Annotated in this window: 14 protein-coding genes; 1 reads left to right on the plus strand and 13 read right to left on the minus strand. The window is 70.8% G+C overall.

Annotation, left to right across the window (positions count from 1 at the left end; all coding sequences use genetic code 11):
• The first annotated feature begins 6 nt into the window (after positions 1 to 6).
• A complete protein-coding gene (locus DK459_RS26010) occupies positions 7 to 1,398 on the plus strand; it encodes an MFS transporter (RefSeq protein WP_024067371.1) in 1,392 nt (463 codons plus the stop codon).
• 190 nt (positions 1,399 to 1,588) lie between these two features.
• Here DK459_RS26010 and DK459_RS26015 read toward each other — a convergent pair whose 3' ends face one another.
• The 13 genes from DK459_RS26015 to DK459_RS26075 form a co-directional block, all read right to left on the minus strand.
• A complete protein-coding gene (locus DK459_RS26015; protein WP_233256865.1) occupies positions 1,589 to 4,018 on the minus strand; it encodes a TonB-dependent siderophore receptor in 2,430 nt (809 codons plus the stop codon).
• Between the two features lie 97 nt (positions 4,019 to 4,115).
• Positions 4,116 to 5,141: a FecR domain-containing protein gene (locus tag DK459_RS26020; protein ID WP_110135160.1), complete on the minus strand. Its 1,026-nt coding sequence runs from the start codon at positions 5,139 to 5,141 to the stop codon at positions 4,116 to 4,118.
• Positions 5,138 to 5,683, minus strand: a complete 546-nt coding sequence (locus DK459_RS26025; protein ID WP_024067374.1) for an RNA polymerase sigma factor — start codon at positions 5,681 to 5,683, stop codon at positions 5,138 to 5,140. Before DK459_RS26025 ends, DK459_RS26020 begins: the two co-directional genes overlap by 4 nt.
• A gap of 171 nt (positions 5,684 to 5,854) precedes the next feature.
• Positions 5,855 to 7,507, minus strand: a complete 1,653-nt coding sequence (locus DK459_RS26030; RefSeq protein ID WP_110135161.1) for an acyl-CoA synthetase — start codon at positions 7,505 to 7,507, stop codon at positions 5,855 to 5,857.
• Positions 7,508 to 7,516: 9 nt separating this feature from the next.
• Positions 7,517 to 8,581, minus strand: a complete 1,065-nt coding sequence (locus DK459_RS26035; protein WP_110135162.1) for a phosphotransferase family protein — start codon at positions 8,579 to 8,581, stop codon at positions 7,517 to 7,519.
• Positions 8,578 to 9,804 carry an acyl-CoA dehydrogenase family protein gene (locus DK459_RS26040; RefSeq protein WP_006389424.1) on the minus strand — a complete coding sequence of 409 codons (1,227 nt, stop codon included), beginning with the start codon at positions 9,802 to 9,804 and terminating at the stop codon, positions 8,578 to 8,580. Before DK459_RS26040 ends, DK459_RS26035 begins: the two co-directional genes overlap by 4 nt.
• 28 nt (positions 9,805 to 9,832) lie before the next feature.
• A complete protein-coding gene (locus tag DK459_RS26045; RefSeq protein WP_110135163.1) occupies positions 9,833 to 10,594 on the minus strand; it encodes an SDR family NAD(P)-dependent oxidoreductase in 762 nt (253 codons plus the stop codon).
• Positions 10,595 to 10,627: 33 nt separating this feature from the next.
• Positions 10,628 to 12,775, minus strand: a complete 2,148-nt coding sequence (locus DK459_RS26050; protein ID WP_110135164.1) for an acetate--CoA ligase family protein — start codon at positions 12,773 to 12,775, stop codon at positions 10,628 to 10,630.
• 36 nt (positions 12,776 to 12,811) lie between these two features.
• A complete protein-coding gene (locus tag DK459_RS26055; RefSeq protein ID WP_006386949.1) occupies positions 12,812 to 13,783 on the minus strand; it encodes a tripartite tricarboxylate transporter substrate binding protein in 972 nt (323 codons plus the stop codon).
• 61 nt (positions 13,784 to 13,844) lie between these two features.
• The gene (locus DK459_RS26060) at positions 13,845 to 14,186 is read right to left on the minus strand and encodes a Zn-ribbon domain-containing OB-fold protein (protein WP_054498202.1); all 342 of its coding nucleotides are present in this window, start codon (positions 14,184 to 14,186) and stop codon (positions 13,845 to 13,847) included.
• Positions 14,183 to 15,331 (minus strand): thiolase family protein, encoded by a 1,149-nt coding sequence (locus tag DK459_RS26065; RefSeq protein WP_110135165.1) that lies wholly within the window; start codon positions 15,329 to 15,331, stop codon positions 14,183 to 14,185. The genes DK459_RS26060 and DK459_RS26065 overlap by 4 nt, the downstream gene beginning before the upstream one ends.
• The gene (locus DK459_RS26070; RefSeq protein ID WP_006386952.1) at positions 15,324 to 16,094 is read right to left on the minus strand and encodes an IclR family transcriptional regulator; all 771 of its coding nucleotides are present in this window, start codon (positions 16,092 to 16,094) and stop codon (positions 15,324 to 15,326) included. The genes DK459_RS26065 and DK459_RS26070 overlap by 8 nt, the downstream gene beginning before the upstream one ends.
• A gap of 125 nt (positions 16,095 to 16,219) precedes the next feature.
• Positions 16,220 to 17,427 (minus strand): MFS transporter (locus DK459_RS26075; protein ID WP_110135278.1); only part of this gene is annotated, 1,208 nt, incomplete at its 5' end.

Genomic DNA, 17,427 nt, shown 5'->3' on the forward strand with positions numbered 1-17,427 from the left:
TCCCGCATGCCGTCCTCCTCAGAAAGCACCCTGGCTTTGCCGCAGATCGGCGACGGCCTGCCGGGCCGGCAAAGGCTCTGGGCGGTCTCCACGCTCATCCTGGGCAGCGCGATCGCCACGCTCGATACCTCCATCGCCAACACCGCCCTGCCGACCATCGCGGCGGATCTGCGCACCACGCCGGACGCTTCGATCTGGATCATCAATGCCTACCAGATCGCCATGGTGGCCACGCTGCTGCCGTTCGCCGCGCTGGGCGACATCGTCGGCCATCGCCGCGTCTATCTGTATGGCCTGCTGGTGTTCACGCTCGCGTCGCTGGCCTGTGGCGTGGCCGACTCGCTGGCGCTACTGACCGCGGCGCGCGTGCTGCAGGGCGTGGGCGCGTCGGGCATCCTGGGGGTCGGCACCGCGTTGATCCGGCTGACGTTTCCCAGCAGCCAGATCGGCCGCGCGCAGGGCATCAATGCCTTCACCGTGGCGGTGTTCTACGTGGTGGGGCCGTCGGTGGCGTCGGCGGTGCTGGCGGTCAGCACCTGGCACTGGCTGTTCCTGATCAACATTCCGCTGGGGGCCGTGGCAATGGCGATGGCGTGGCGCACGCTGCCGCGCAATCCGCCGCGCAAGGCGCCGCCGCGTTTCGACGGCGTGGCGGCGTTGCTGCTGGGCGCGACCTTCGCGCTGGCGGTGCTGGCGCTGGGCGATGCGGCCCATCATGCCGGCTGGACGCGCATCCTGCCCGAGGCCGCCGCCGCGGCGCTGTGCTGCGCCCTGCTGCTGCGCCGCCAGCGCGCGCATCCCGCGCCGATGCTGCCGGTCGACCTGTTCCGGCGGCCGCTGTTCGCGATGTCGGTGGCCACGTCGGTGCTGTCTTACGCGGCGCAGGGGCTGGCGCTGGTGGCGTTGCCGTTCCTGTTCCAGATGAGCCTGGGGCGTTCCGATGTGCAGACGGGCCTGCTGCTGACCGCCTGGCCGGTGGTGGTGGCGGTGGCCGCGCCGCTGGCGGGGTTTCTGTCGGAACGCCATTCGGTCGCGCTGCTGGGCGGCGGCGGGCTGCTGGTGCTGTGCGCCGGCATGGTGCTGGTGGCGCTGCTGCCGGCGCAGGCGTCGGATGCCGACATCATCTGGCGGCTGGCGGTGTGCGGGGCCGGCTTCGGTTTTTTCCAGTCGCCCAATCTCAAGGCCTTGACGACCAGCGCGCCGGCCGAACGCAGCGGCGCGGCCAGCGGCATCATTCCCACCGCCCGGCTGATCGGCCAGGCTTCGGGGGCGGCGCTGGTGGCGGCGTGTTTCACGCTGGTGGGTGCCGGGGGCGCGCAAGTGGCGCTGTGGATCGGCGCGCTGCTGGCCGGTGTCGCGTGTGTCGTGAGTTTTCTACGGATTCTTGCGCAGGAATGACGGCGCGCGGACGGCGCGGCAACGCGACTTGCGCATGCCTACGCAGCCAGGCGCCAGCTACGTGCTGATGCGCGAGCAGGATATCGCGGCGCGCCGCTTCGATCTGGCGCGCGTCACCTATCAATGCGACTGGCGTCTTGCCATTGAATTGTCGGCCGGGCGCGCTTGCTGCGGCGCGTCCGGCCCAGGCTCAATACGTCGCCTTCAGGTTCAGCATCACGCTGCGCGGCTCGCCGTAGTAGTTCGAGCCATACGCCGCCCACACGCGCTGGTAGTAGACCTTGTCGAACAGGTTGTTCACCGTCAGGGTCGCTTCCAGGTGCTTGTTGAAGCGGTAGCCGGCCTGCGCCGATACCGTGGTGTACGGGCGTTGTTCGAACTTCACCGGGCCGTTCAGGCGATACATGCTGCTGACGCTGCGCAATCCGGCGCCCAGCGACAACCCTTCCAGCGTGCCGGTGGCGAAGCTGTACTTGGTCCACAGGTTGAAGGTGTGGCGCGGCGTGATGAAGACGTATTGCTGCGACTTCTGGTCTTCCGTGCCTTTCAGCGTCTTGGTGGTGGTGTAGGCATAGCCGGCGGTGATGTCCCAGCCGGGCGCCGGACTGCCGCTGATCTCGGCCTCGAAGCCCTGGTTGCGCATCTTGCCCGCCGCCATCGAGAACAGCGGATTGTCCGGGTCCGTCATGGCGCGGTTCTCGTCTTCCATGCGGAACAGCGCCACGTGGCCGTTCAGGCGCTTGTCCAGGAATTCGCCCTTCAGGCCGATCTCGACCTGTTTGCCGGTGCGCGGATCCAGCAGCTGGCCGTTGGCGTCGGTGGTGGTCTGCGGCGTGAAGATGCTGGTGTAGCTGGCGTAGGCCGACAACTGCTCGTTCAGGTCCACCACCAGACCCAGGTACGGCGTGAACTTGCCGTTGATGTTGCTCTTGGTGTTGGTGAACTGGTTGAAGTAGGCGTTGCGGTTCTGCGTGCGGTTTTCCCACCAGGTCAGGCGGCTGCCGGCGATGACGGTGGCGGCGTCGGTGACGCGCAGGTTGGCGCGCGCGTACAGGCCGTATTGGTCGGTCTTGCTGTCGTTGCCGTTGGTGTATTCGTAGTCCGGCCTGGGGACGTTGTTGTCGGGGTGGAACAGGTTGATGTCGGCGTTGTCGCCGCCGCCGTAGCGGAAATTCTTGTGCACGTTGCGGTAGTCGGCGCCCACGGTCAGCTCGTGCTCGCGGCCGAAGGCCCGGAATGGCGTGGCGACGAAGGCGTCCAGGCCGTAGGTCTTCCAGTGGCTGCGGTATTTCCAGGTGACCAGGCAGGTGTCGCCAGTGACCGGATCGACCGCGCAGTCCGACCAGCCGAACTGGCGGCTGGGCTCGTCCTGTTCGCGGTAGACGCCGCTGACCTTGATGCGGCCGCCATTGGACAGGCGGTGGTCAACGTCGGCGAAGTACTCGGTGATTTCTTCGGTGATGTGGTTCCAGCTGGGGTCCAGGTTGGTGGAGCGGCGCACGTCGAGCAGGCGCCCGTCGGTGTAGCCGGGCAGGCCAAAGAAGGGGCGGCCCTTGTATTGCTGGTAGGTGGCGCCCGCGGTCAGCGTGGTATCGGGGGTGAGGTCGAAGCTGAGGGTGCCGTAGAACAGGGGCTTCCTGGTGTAGACGCCGTCGACGAACGAGCCGCGGTCGTCATAGGACGCCACGACGCGGCCGCGCAGGCGGCCGTCGCTGTCGAGCGGGCCGGTCAGGTCGGCCTCGGTGTAGTAGCGGTCCCACGAGCCGGTCATGACCTGGCCGCTGAAACCGAATTCCTTTTGCGCGCGCTTGCGCACCAGGTTGACGGTGCCGCCGGGATCGCCCGCGCCCTGATACAGGCCCGATGGGCCGCGCAGCACCTCGATGCGGTCGTAGATGGCCAGGCCGAAGCCGGCGCTCAGGTCGTTGCCGGTGCTGGCCGGCGTGTTCACGCCATCGACCTGGATGGTGTCGAGCGCGTAGCCGCGCGAATAGAAATTGCCGTGGTTGCCGCCGATGCTGCCGGCTTCCACCGTGATGCCGGTGACGGTGCGCATGGCGTCGTCCAGGTTCACCAGGTTCTGGTCGTCGAGCAACTGGCGCGTCACCACCGAGACCGATTGCGGGATCTGGCGCAGGTTTTGCGCGTTCTTGCCCAGGGTGACGGCAGCGGGGGTGTAGGAACCGGTGCCCTCGGTGGTGGCGAGGTCGCGGCCGGTAACCGTGACGGGCGCGAGCGTGGTGGCGTCGCTGGCGGACGCGCCGGCGGGCGAGCGCACCATGAAGCCATTGCCGCTGGGCACGGCCACCAGGCCGCTGCGGGCCAGCAGACGGTCGAGCGCGGCTTGCGGGGTCATGCTGCCGGACACGGCGGGCGCGCGCAGGCCGGCGACGCTGTCCGGGCTGAACAGGATTTGCACCTGCGCCTGGCGGCCCAGCGCCACCAGCGCGTCGGCCAGGTTGCCGGCCGGCAGGTCGAAGGCCTGCGCGGCGGCGCGGCCCTGCGCGTGGGCCGCGGACGGCGCCAGGGTCTGTGCCGCCAGCGCGGCGCCCATCGACAGCGCGCACAGCAGCGCGTAACGGCCGGCGCTTTGCCGGCGGCGGAAGTGGCGTTGCGCCATGGTCGTTCCTCGGTGTGGAAGTGGATCTACACGGGGGAAGACGCGCGACTTGCCATAACCCGTACCTGCTGAATGAAAATAATTTCGCCTGGCCGCTTCAGCGGCTGGCGATCACCGCGGTGCCGTCGGGCCGGCGGGTCAGCGTGACCGGCAGCAGGCCGGGCAGCGTGTCGAGGAAAGCCTCGGGGTGGCGCAGGTCCAGCGTGCCGGACAGCCGCAGGCGGCGGGCGCGGTCGTCGGCGAAACGCAGCGGCGCGTCGCGGTACAGGGCCAGGTAGCCGGCCAGCTGTTGCAGGGTGGCGTCGTGCACCACCGCCACGCCGTCCTGCCAGGCGCCGACTTCGCCGGGCGGCACCTGCGCGCGCGCCAGCAGCCGGGCGTCGGCGCGCGCGAGCAGCACCGTGTCGCCGGCGTGGAGCATCTGCGGGCCGGGGCTGGCGGCGCCGTCGGCATCCAGCCGCACCTGGCCGCTGCGCACGCCGACCTGCAGCAGGTCGGGCAGCAGCAGCACATTGAATTCGGTGCCGATGTCGCGCAGTCGCGCGCCGCCGGCGGATACCAGCAGCGGCCGGCGGTCGGGCGCGGCGTCGATGTAGACCTCGCCGCCTTCGATGTCGATGCGGCGTTCGGCCAGGGTGTAGCGCACGTGGACGCGGGTGCCGACGTTGGCGTGGATACGGGTGCCGTCGGCCAGGTCCAGGCTGCGTGTCTGGGTGGAGGCGTTGGCCACCGATTCGTAATTGACCGGCAGGTATTGGTAGGCGGCGCCCGCCAGCAGGACCAGCGCGGCCAGCGCGCCGCCCCAGCGCAGGAAGGCGGGCCGCGGCTGCCGCGCGGCTGCCGGCCGTCGGGTGGCGACGCCGATGGGCTGGGCAGCGTCGGCGGGAGCAATGTGGGCGGCGCCGGTCGATGCGCGATCCGGCGCGCTGGCCGGACGCGGCAGCGCGGCCAGGTCATCCCACACCTGCGCGAGCTTGTCGTATTCCTGCCGGTGCAGCGGCGATTGCGCCAGCCAGGCCTGGAACGCCTGTTCGGCGCTGGCATCGGACGCGCGTTCCCGGCGGCGCATGAACCATGCGCTCGCGGCCTCTTCGACTGCGGATAGGGAACGGGACGGGGTCATGACGATTCGCCGTGGACGCGGCGCTTGCAGTGCGCCAGGGCCAGTTGCAGGTGCTTTTCGACGGCGCGCACGGAGATGCCCATGCGCGCGGCGATGTCCTCGCAACGCAGCTCATCATACCGATAAAGCAGGAAGGCCTCGCGCTGGCGCGGCGGCATGTCGTCAATGGCGGCCTGCAGCAGGCGCAGGCGCTGGTTGGCGTCGGCGCGCGCGTCGGGCTGCCAGCCGGCCGCGGTTGCCAGGCTGCCGGGCGGCGGCGCGTAGGCCTGGTCGTCCAGGCTGGCCACCATGTGCTCGTCGCGCACGGCTTCGCGGCGCCAGTGGTCGCGCAGCAGGTTGCGGGCGATTTCATAGAGATAGGCGCGCGGCTTTTCGGGCGGCTCGGCGCCGCGGCTGGCGGCCAGCCAGCGCGCGAAGGTTTCCTGCGCCAGGTCCTGGGCGGCGTCGGGCGAGCGCTTGAGCTGGCGGTTCAGGAAACCGACCAGCTCCGCGTTCCATGCCTTGTATGCCTCGGCGATCGCGCCGAAGAACCGCTCCCCCATGGTGCCCCTAAGTCCGATGTCCGTCGCGCGGCCAGCGAACCCGGCGCGTTGTCTTGGCGTCGATAGAATGATAATGATTCGTATTGTATCAACATTGCCAGGCGGCGCGAGACGTCATGGTCGGAGCCTGGGGAAGGCGGCCCGGTGTCGGGCTGTCGGCCGGCTGGCGCTTCAATTGTCGGCAGCCTTGTCCGCCAACGTCGCCGCCTGCTCGCGCAGCACGAACTTCTGGATCTTTCCGGTCGAGGTCTTGGGCAGGGCGCCGAACACCACGGTGCGCGGCGTCTTGAAGCGCGCCAGGTGTTCGCGGCAGTAGGCGATCAGGTCATCGGCGCCGCACGCCGCGCCCTCTTTCAGCGTGACGAAGGCGCACGGCGTTTCGCCCCACACCGCGTCGGGCCGCGCCACCACGGCGGCTTCCAGGACGTCGGGGTGGCGGTACAGCACGCTTTCGATTTCCACGGTCGAGATATTTTCGCCGCCCGAGATGATGATGTCCTTGGCGCGGTCCTTGATCTCGATGTAGCCGTCGGGATGCACCACGGCCAGGTCGCCGGAATGGAACCAGCCGCCGGCGAAGGCGTCGGCGGTGGCGTCGGGGTTGTGCAGATAGCCCTTCATTAACGTATTGCCGCGCAGCATGATCTCGCCCAGCGTGGCGCCGTCGGCGGGCACCGGCCGCATGGCGGCGTCCATCACCTGCACCGCTTCGACGTTGAGTTTGCGCACGCCGATGCGGGCCTTGAGCGCGGCGCGCTCGGCCAGGGGGCGGTCGTCCCATTCGTCGTGCCAGGCGCAGCTGATCGACGGGCCGTAGGTTTCGGTCAGGCCGTACAGGTGGGTGACGCCCACGCCCAGTTGCTCCATCGCTTCGATGATGGCGGCGGGCGGCACGGCGCCGCCGGTCATGGCCTGCACGCGGTGCGTGGCGCGGTGGCGCGCGTCCGCGGGGGCGTTGACCAGCATGTTCAGCACCACCGGGGCGGCGCAGAAGAAGCCGACCCGGTGGCGGCGGATGGCCTCGAAGATGGCGGCCGGCTCCACGCGCCGCAGGCAGACGTTGGTGCCCGCCAGCGCCGCCATGGTCCACGGGAAGCACCAGCCGTTGCAGTGGAACATGGGCAGCGTCCACAGATAGACCGCGTGCGGCGGCATGCCGCAGGCCAGCACGTTGCCGGTGGCGTTCAGGTACGCGCCGCGATGGTGATAGAGCACGCCCTTGGGGTTGCCGGTGGTGCCCGAGGTGTAGTTCAGGCAGAGGTTGTCCCATTCGTCCCGCGGCCCTTCCCAGGGCGCGTCGGCCGGTTGCGCGGCGAGCCAGGCTTCGTACTCCGCATCGCCCAGGTCGCCGTGCGAGCCGGTGTATTCGCTGTCTTCGATGCGCACGGTGCGCGGTGGCGCGCGCAGGTGGCCCAGCACTTCGCGCACCAGCTGCGCGTACTCGCTGTCGTACAGCAGCACGGTGGCGCCGCCGTGCTCCAGGATGAACGCCAGCGTGCGCGCTTCGAGCCGGGTGTTGAGCGCGTTCAGCACCGCGCCGGCCATCGGCACGCCGAAGTGCGCTTCGTACAGGGCCGGCGTGTTGGGCGCGAGCACCGCCACCACGTCGCCACGGCGCACGCCCCAGGCGGCCAGCGCCGCGGCCATCTGGCGGCAACGGTCGTAGGTGGCGCGCCAGCTCTGGCTACGGTCGCCGTGCAGCAGCGCGGCGCGTTCCGGGTAGACGGCCGCCGCCCACGCCAGGAAACCCAGCGGCGTCAGGGGCTGGTGGTTGGCGGCGTTGCGGGGCAGTGTGTCGTCGGACGCGGATGGCGATGCGGTCATGATGCGCTCCTAGTGGCCTGCGGTGGCCAGGCGTGCGGATTCGCGTTGCGCGGCCTGCCAGCCGAGCGCGGCCAGCGGTTCGACGCGCGCGCCCATCTCCAGCGCATCGGTGGCGGCGGCGTTGCCGGCGCGGGCGCGCGCGTACACGCCCTGCAGGATGGCGGCGATGCGAAAGAAGCTGTAGGCCAGGTAGAAATCCCAGTTGGGCGGCGGCGCGATGCCGCGCGCCTCGCAATAGGCGCGCACGAACTGCGCTTCGTCGGGAATGCCCAGCGCCGCCAGGTCCAGGCCGGCGATGCCGCGCCACAGGGCCGGCGGGATGCGCCAGCACATGCAGTGATAGGCCAGGTCCGCCAGCGGATGGCCCAGGGTCGACAGCTCCCAGTCCAGCAGCGCGATGGCGCGCGGCGCGTCGGGCGCGAACACCAGGTTGTCGATGCGGTAGTCGCCGTGCACCAGGCGGGTCTGGTCGTCATGCGGCAGATGTTGCGGCAGCCAGTCAATCAGCGCGTCCATGGCGGCGATGGATGTGGTCTCGGTGTCGCGATATTGGCGGGTCCAGCGCGCCACCTGGCGCGCGAAGTAGTCGCCGGCCTTGCCGTAGTCCGCGAGCCCGACGGCGGCCGGTTCCACCGCGTGCAGCGCGGCCAGCACGCGGCCGGTCTCGGCATACAGCGCGGCGCGCTCGGCGGGCGCCAGGCCCGGCAGCGCCGGGTCCATGAAGACGCGGCCGCGCGCATAGCTCATCAGGTAGAACGGCGTGCCGACGATGGAAGGGTCGGCGCAGTAGTGCAGCATGGCCGGCACGGGCACGGCGGTGCCGGCCAGCGCGGCCATGACGCGGTACTCGCGGTCGATCGCGTGGGCCGAGGGCAGCAGCGTGCCGGGCGGCTGCTTGCGCAGCACGCGCGCGCCGCTGTCATCTTCCAGCAGGTAGGTCGGATTGGACTGGCCGCCCGTCAATGCCCGCGCGCGCAGGCCGCTGGCGTTGCCCAGGCCCTGCGCCGACAGGTAGGCGGCCAGCGCGGGCAGCCAATCGGGGGCGGCGTTGGTGGCGTGATCGGGCGCGCTCATACCAGCGCCTTGCGCGGCGCGTCCGCGTCGTCCCACTGCCAGAACGCATCGCCCTGGTCCATCAGGTAACGCGCCAGCACCATCTTGTGCACTTCGGAGGCGCCGTCCACCAGCCGCGCCTGGCGCGCGTAGCGGTAGATCCATTCCAGCGGCGTGTCCTTGGAATAGCCGCGCGCGCCGTTCAGCTGCAGCGCGGTGTCGACCACCTTGTGCAGGGTTTCCGACACCACGATCTTGGCCATGGAGATTTCCTTGCGCGCGAAGTCGCCCTGGTCCAGCCGCGCGGCGGCGCGCATGGTGAGCAGTCGGCCGATCTCGATCTGCATGGCGGCGTCGCCCAGCAGCCATTGCACGCCCTCGCGGTCGGCCAGCTTCTGGCCGAAGCTGCTGCGTTCGCCGACGTAGTCCACCGCCACCGCCATGGCGCGCCGCGCCAGGCCCAGCCAGCGCATGCAGTGCGTCAGGCGCGCCGGACCCAGGCGGATCTGCGTCAGCTTGAGGCCGTCGCCCACTTCCATCAGGCGGTTCTCGTCGGGAATCTCGAGGCCGTCGAATTCCAGCTCGCAATGGCCGCCGTGTTCTTCCGGACCCATGATGGGGATGCGGCGCACGATGCGCCAGCCGGGCTGGTCGGCGTCGAACAGGAAGGCCGATAGGCCCTTGCGCGCGTCGTCAGAAGTGCGCGCGATGAGGATGAAATGCTGCGCGGCGCCGGCGCCGGTGATGAACCACTTGCGGCCGTGGATCAGCCACTTGTCGCCCTGGCGGGTGGCGGTGGTGCGCATCATCGACGGGTCCGAGCCGCTGCCGGGGCTGGGTTCGGTCATCACGAAGGACGAGCGCACCTTGCCGTCGATGATGGGCTGCAGCCAGCGGTCCTGCTGGTCGGGCCGCGCCACCTGCGCCAGCACCCGCATGTTGCCGTCGTCGGGGGCGGCGGCGTTGAAGGCGGCCGGGCCGAAGATGGATCGGTTCATTTCTTCATAGCAGGCGGCCAGGCCCACCATCGGCAGGCCCTGGCCGCCGCGCTTGCGCGGCATCTGCAGGGCCCACAGGCCGGCCTCGCGGGCCTTGGCGCGCACGCGGTCCAGCAGGGCTGCGTCGATGTTCTCGTGGTCGTCGTAGTTGGCGCGGTCGGCTTCCAGCGGAATCAGCTCGCGGTCGACGAAGGCGCGGACGCGCTGGCGGTAGTCTTCCAGTTCGGGGGGCAGCGAAAAATCCATGGCGGGGTCTCCGGATGGGGATGCGGGTTCAGAGCGAGCTGGCCAGGTGGCCGCCGTCCACGTCGATGACGGCGCCCGTCATGTAGGCCGAGGCATCGGAGGCCAGCAGCAGCAAGGGGCCGTCCAGGTCCTGCGGGCGGCCCAGGCGGCGCTGCGGGATGCGCTTGACCAGGGCCTCGCCGGCGGGCGTGGCGAAGAATTCTCGGTTCAGGTCGGTGCCGATGTAGCCGGGCGCCAGCGCGTTCACGCGGATGCCGTGGCGCGCCCATTCCAGCGCCAGGGCGCGGGTCAGGTGCAGCAGGCCGGCCTTGGCGGCGATGTAGGCGGCCACGTGCGAGGCCACGCGCTGGCCCAGGATCGAGGCGATGTTGACGATGGCGCCGGGCCGGCCGTGGCGCTGGAAGTGGCGCGCGGCGCATTGCGCCACCCGCCACGCGCCGTTCAGGTTGACGTCGATCAGGCCGGTCCACTCGTCTTCGCTGATCTCCAGCGCGGGGCGCGTCATGGCGATGCCGGCGTTGTTGACGACGATGTCGACCGGGCCGAGCGCCTGCTCGACCTGGGTGAAGGCCGCCTGCACGCTGTCGGGTTGGGTGACGTCCATGCCCGCGACGCAGGCCTGGCCGCCCTGGGCGCGGATTTCCGTTGCCAGGGCTTCGCCCAGTTCGGTCCGGCGCCCGCACAACGCCACGCGCGCGCCGGCTTCGGCCAGGCGCAGCGCGAAGTGGCGGCCCAGTCCGCTGTAGGCGCCGGTGACCAGCGCGGTCTTGGATTTCAGGTCTTCAAACATCGGTGTGTCTCCTTTGTTTGTGTGCCGGCGGCCTCAGGCCGTCATCCTTGCGGCGGGCTGGCTGGCGGCATGAAGTTCCACCAGCGCGTCCACCGCCACCGCGCCCTGCCCCACGGCGCCGACCATCACCGGGTTGATGTCGACCGACGCCAGCCGCGGGCCGGCCGCCAGCGCGTAGTTGCCGAGCGCCACCACCTGTTGCGCCAGGGCGGCGACGTCGGCGGGCGGATCGCCCCGCACGCCTTGCAGCAGCGCGCCGATGCGCAGGTCGCGCAGCTTCTCGACCACCTGCGCGGCATCGAACGGCGGCATCAGCACCGCCACGTCGCGCAATGCCTCGACGTACTTGCCGCCGCTGCCGATCATCACGACCGGCCCCAGCACCGGATCGACGCGCGCGCCCAGCGCGCATTCGTGCAGGCCGCGCTGCATCCGCGCCACCAGCCAGGCGTCGTCGCGAACGTTCAGCTTACCCAAGGTTTGGGCTTGATGGGAAAACGCGGCGCGCAGCGCGGTTTCATCGTCCAGGCCCAGCGCGACCAGTCCGTGTTCGGACTTGTGCGGCAACTGCGCCGAGCAAGCCTTCAACGCCACCGGCGCGCCGATGCGGCGCCACGCGGCAATGGCCTCGTCGGCCGTGCGGCAGACGGCGTGTTCGATCACCGCCAGTCCGTTGCCGGCCAGCAGCGCCAGGCTGTCCGCTTCGGACAGGAAGCCAGCGGCGTCGTTCGGCGCCGGCTCCGCCGTCACAATGCCTTGCGATGCTGGCGGCGACGCCATGCGGCCGCGTTCGCGCAACCGCCGCAGGCGCAACAGCGCCGACAAGGCATCCATCGCCTGGATCTCGTCGGCGTAAACGGGCAGGCCGCGCGCGCGGAACGTGGCGGCGACGTTGTCCTGCCACGCCACCACCACCACCGGCTTGGATGCCGCCCGTGCGAAGCCGGCTGCGTCCGTTGCGAACGAATCCACGTCGTAGCCGCGCCCCGCCACTGGAATATCGAGCAGGAACATGTCGGCCGCCGGGTCGGCGCCGATTACGGGCAGCACTTGCCCGAACAGGCCGTTGTTCGACAGCAGCGCGGCGGTGATGTCCACGGGGTTGACGGTGGTGGCATAGCCGGGCAGACGCTCGGCCAGCGCCTGCTGGGTGGCGTCGGCCAGCGGCGCGATCTCCAGGCCGCGCTCGGCGGCCGCGTCCGAGGCCAGCACGCAGCTGGCGCCGGAGTTGCTGACCACCACCACGCGCGGCCCTTGCGGCAAGGGGCTGCGCAGGGTCAGCTCGGCGTAGCGCACCAGTTCCTGCGGGTCGCGCGCGCGCAGGATGCCGTGGTGTTCGAAGAAGGCATCCACCGCGCGGTCCTCGTTGGCCAGCGCGCCGGTGTGCGAGGCCGCGGCGCGCGCGCCGGCCTCGGAGCGGCCCGACTTGACCACGATCAGCGGCACGCCGCGCGCCCGCGCCAGCGCCGCCGCCTCGGCCAGGGGCCCGGCCTCGCGCAGCGATTCCAGGTACAGCAGCACGCAGCCGACTTCCGGATCGCGCAGCGTCGCGCAGGCCAGTTCGGCGACCGACACGTCGGCCTCGTTGCCGGTGGCATGGACGTGACGCACGCCGATGCCGCGCTGGCGCAGCAGGCCGTAGACCATGGCGCACATGCCGCCGCTCTGGCTGATGACCGCCACCGGCCCGTCGCCCGGCGCCACCTCCAGGAACATGGTGGAGAAACTGGCGATGGCGCCGTTGCCGAAGTTGGCCAGGCCCTGCGAGTTGGGGCCGACGATGCGCATGCCGGCGGCGCGGGCGCGCGCCGTCATCGCCTCCTGCAGGGCGCGGCCGGCTTCGCCGGTTTCCGAGAAGCCGGCCGAGATGACGATGGCCGCCGCCACGCCCAGCGCCGCGCAGTCATCCACCGCCCGCACCGCCTGCTCGCCGGCCACCGCCACGATCGCCAGGTCCGGCGCCGCGGGCAACGCGGCCAGGCTGGGCCAGGCGCGTTCGCCCTGGACCTCGGCGCGTTGCGGGTTGATCGGGTACAGCGTGCCCGCATAGCCGTGGCGCCGCATGTAGTGGATGGGTCGGCCCCCGATCTTGTCGGGATTGTCGGAGGCGCCGACGATCGCGATCGAGGCCGGATCGAGCAGGCGCGCGAGGCTGGCGTCGCCGGTGGGTACAGAAGCCATGAAACTCCCCAAGGTAGGATGAAGGCGGGCGCGGGGTCAGTTGACCGTGGCGCCGGAAGTCTTGACCACGCCGGCCCATTTCTCGACCTCGGTGTCGAGGAAGCGCGCCGTGTCGGCAGGCGTCTTCCATTCCGAGGCGAAGCCCTGGGCCGCGAATTTCTGCTGGATGTCGGCGCGGCCCAGCACCTTCTGCAAGGCGGTGCTCAGGCGCTGCAGCACGGGCTCGGGCGTGCCGGCCGGGGCCAGCAGGCCGTTCCAGGCGGTGGCCTCGTAGCCGGGCAGCCCGGCCTCGGCCACGGTGGGCACGTTGGGCGCGGCGGGCGAGCGCGCCGCGCCCGTCACGGCCAGCGCCTTGAGCTTGCCGCCGTTCACATACGGCATCGACGACAGCATGGTGTCGAACATCAGGTCGGCCTGGCCGCCCATGACATCGGTGAGCGCCGGCGCGCTGCCGCGATAAGGCACGTGCACCATGCGCACGCCGGCCATGGCGTCGAACAGCTCCGCCGCCAGGTGGGTGGACTGGCCGTTGCCCGACGAGGCGAAGGTCAGCTTGCCCGGCGTGGACTTGGCCAGCGCGATCAGCTCACGCACGTTGCTGGCGGGCAGGTCGGGGCGTGTCACGATCACCAGCGGGCCGGCGGTCAGCAGCGACACCGGCGCGAAGCTCTTGCGGGTGTCGTAGTTCAGGTTCTTGAACAGCGACATGTTGATGGCGTGGGCCGTGGTCGCCAGCAGCAGCGTGTAGCCGTCGGGCGTGCTCTTGGCCACCATGTCGGCGCCGATGTTGCCGCCGGCGCCGGAGCGGTTGTCGACGATGATGGTCTGCTTGAGTTCGTCGCCCAGGCCCTGCGCGACCACACGGGCCACGATGTCGGTGGGGCCGCCCGGCGGGTAGGGCACCACCAGGGTGATGGGTTTGGTCGGCCAGTCCTGGGCGGCCGAGGCGGCGGCTGCCACCAGGGAAAGCGCGGCCAGGGCCGTGCGGCATGCTGCGATTGCGCGCATGATTGTCTCCTCCGTCGTGCGGATATGTTGTTTTGCTTGGGATGGTGTTGCCGGCGGCGCTTCAAGGCGGCCGGCGCGCCTCGAAACCGAGCAATGCGCGGCCGTCGATCGTGATCGCGCGGCCCATGACCTGCTGGCCGATGGCGATGCCGGCATCGGCATGCCCCATCAGCACGGCGCCCTCTTCCAGGCGCACCAGCACCAGCACGTAGGGCACGTGCGCGCGCCAGAAGGCGTCGGGCGCGCGGTGGATCTCAGTGCGCGCCAGCACTTCGCCCGCGCCGCTGCTGCGCCGCCATGGCAGGTTGCTGCCGCCGCAATGGGCGCAGGCGTAGGGGCGCAGCGCCCACCACGCGCCGCAGTCCTCGCAGCGTTGCAGTTCCAGCGGATCGCGCATGGTCATCGGGCCTCCTGCGCCTGCAGTACCAGGCTGACGTGGGCGGACAGCACGCCGCCGTCCGCATGCACCAGCGCGCAGCGCGGCGCGCCCGCCTGCCGCGATCCGGCCCGGCCCGCCAGCTGGGTCCAGGCCTCGGCCACGTGCGCCATGCCGCCCGCCACGCCGGAATGCCCGAACGACAGCAGGCCCCCGTGGGTGTTGAGCGGCAGCGGTCCGGCGGCGTCGAAGTCGCCGCGCCGCGCGCGATCCGCCGCGCCGCCGCGCGGCGCGAAGCCCAGTTCTTCCAGCAGCATGGCCAGCGTGATGGTGAAGGAGTCGTAGATGCCCAGGTAGTCGACCTGGTCCGGGCCGATGCCGGCGTCGGCATAGGCCTGCCCGAGCGCGCGCGCCGCGCCGGTGTCGAGGATATCGCGCAGCGCCGACAGGTGCTGGTGGCGATGCGCCTGCCCGGCGCCGCTGATGCGCACGGGCCCGTCGTCCGCGCCGACCACCAGCGCCACCGCGCCGTCGGAGATCGGGCAGCAGTCCAGCAAGTGCAGCGGCGTGGCGATGGGCCGGGACGCCAGCACCTGGTCCACGCCGATGGCTTCGCTCAGGTGCGCATGCGGGTGGCTGGCGGCGTGGCGCCGCATCAACGCGGCGAGCTCGGCCAGGTCTTCGCGGCGGGTGCCGGTCTGGTGCATGTAGGCTGAAGCCAGCAGCGCGTAATAGGCCGGCACCGACGCGCCGTTGGGCACCTCGGTGTCGGCTTCGCCGACTTGCGCCAGCGTCTGGATGGAGGCATCGACGGCCTGGCCGGTCAGGCGGTTTTCGCCCGCCACCACCAGCACGCGGCGGCAGCGGCCGGCGCGCACCAGTTCGCGCGCCAGCATCACCATGGCCGCGCCGGTGGCGCCGCCCATCTGCATGCCGTGGGCGTAGTGCGGGTCCACGCCCAGCTTTTCGCTGAGCAGCGTGGCCAGCATCAGGTGCGGAAAGGTGGTGGCGTAGCCGCACAGCACGCCGTCGATATCGGCGCGCCGCAGGCCGGACTGCGCCAGCGCGGCGTTGGCGGCCTCGGCCATCAGGTCCAGGGCCGAGCGGCCCTCGTGGCGGCCGAAGCGCGTGGTGGCCGCGGCCAACAGGTAGGCGTGGTGGAGATCAGGCATGGGGCATCCAGGCGCGTTCGATGGCGCGGGCTTCGGCGGCCAGCGCCTGGGCCAGTTCCTGTTCGCGCGATTCGACGCGCTCGCTCAATGCCGCCACGCTGAGCGCGGCGATGGCGCGGCCGCTGGGGCCGCGCACGGCCACGCCCAGACCGCCCATCTTTTCCACCACCACGTCCAGCAGCATGGCGTGGCCGAGCTTGCGGGCGCGCGCCGTCATCTGTTCCAGCAGCCGCACCGGATAGCGCGGGTAGCGTTCCTGCAACCGCTGGTGCACCGGCGGCAGCACCGCCTGGGTTTCGTTCTCGTCCATGGCCGCCAGCAGCGCCAGGCTGCCGGCGCCGATGCCGAGCGGACGGCGGCTGCCGATCTCCAGGTAGTTGGCGCGGATCGGGTAGTCGCCGAAGCACAGGTCCAGGCAGACCGATTCCCAGCCGGTCGGCATCGACAGGATGACGGTGTCGCCGAACTTGCGCGCCAGGCGGATCAGCGCCGGCCGCGCCAGGGCGCGCAGATCGAGGCCATCGACCATGGCATGGTGCATGGCATAGACCTGCGGACCGAGCATGTAGTGCTTGCTGACCGGGTCTCGCTCCACGAAACCCTCGGCCTCCAGGTCCTTCAGGATGCGCAGCGCGGTGGACACATCCAGCTGCGCTGCCTGGGCGATGTCGGTCAGTCGCTGGACGCGCCGGTTCGACAGGCTGGCGAGGACGCGGCAGACCTTTTTCGTCGCAGAAACAAGGCTTGTATCCGGTGTGGACATGGCAGCGGCAGAGCCCGATGGCTGAACATGGTCACAAGATAGGCAGGCCCGCGACGAGGGTAAAGTTGCGTCGCAACAAAATTTCGCCCAGCAACAATCGTGGTTGCCGGGCGATGCGGCCAGGGTCAGGCCGGTTCGGTTTCGGGATGCAGCGAACGCAGTCTGCGCAGCTCGGGGAACCAGCGCATCCACAGCCCCGCCACCGCAATCGTGCCCAGGCCGCCCACCACCACGGCCGGCACCGCGCCCAGCAGCGCCGCCATCACGCCGGACTCGAATTCCCCCAGCTGGTTCGAGGCGCCGACGAACAGCGTATTCACCGCGCTGACGCGGCCCAGCATGTGGTCGGGCGTGTTCAACTGCACCAGCGACGAGCGCACCACCACGCTGATGGCGTCGGCCGCGCCCAGCACCACCAGCGCGCCCACCGACAGCGGAATCGAGGTCGACAGGCCGAACACGGTGGTGGCCAGGCCGAACAGGATCAGCGCGCCGAACAGCAGGCGGCCGACGTGCTCGCCCAGGCTCAGGCGCGCCAGCGTCAGCGACATCAGCATGGCGCCACAGGCCGGCGCCGCGCGCAGCGCGCCCAGCGCCCAGGGACCGGCGTGCAGAATATCCTTGGCGAAGATCGGCAGCAGCGCGGTGGCCCCGCCCAGCAGCACCGCGAACAGGTCCAGCGATAGCGTGCCCAGCAGGATGCGGCGCTGGAAGATGAAGGTGATGCCCGCGAACAGCGTGCGCCAGGTGGTGGGCTCCCTGCGCGGCGGGGCGCGGTCGATCGACATGCTGGCGATGCAGGCGAAGCCGCACAGGTACAGCGCCGCCGCCACGCAGTAGACCCACCCGGCCCCCAGCCCGTAGCCGATGCCGCCCAGCGCCGGGCCGGCGATCTGCGCGATCTGGCCACCGGAGGACGACAGCGCGGTGGCGCGCGGCAGCCACTCGCGCGGCACGATGGCGGGGATCAGCGTGGTCAGCGTGGGCGCCTCGAAGGCGCGCGCCGAGCTCATGATGATGAGGGTGGCATAGATCAGCGTCTTGCCGCCGACGCCATGCAGCGCCGCGATGGCCAGCAGCAGCGTGGCCAGGGTCTCGACCGCCATGCAGATGGCGACGATCTTGCGGCGGTCGTAGCGGTCGGCCACGTGGCCGACCACCAGCGTCAGCGCCGCCATCGGCAGGAACTGCGCCAGCCCGATCAGGCCCAGGTCGAGCGCGCTGCCCGACAGCGCATAGACCTGCCAGCCCACCGCCACCGAGACGATCTGGAAGGCCAGCGACGCGCCGATGCGCGCGAACAGGAAGTGCAGGAAGGCGGGACGGTAAAGCG

This window comes from Achromobacter sp. RW408, from assembly GCF_003184165.1.
Classification (GTDB): domain Bacteria; phylum Pseudomonadota; class Gammaproteobacteria; order Burkholderiales; family Burkholderiaceae_B; genus Achromobacter; species Achromobacter xylosoxidans.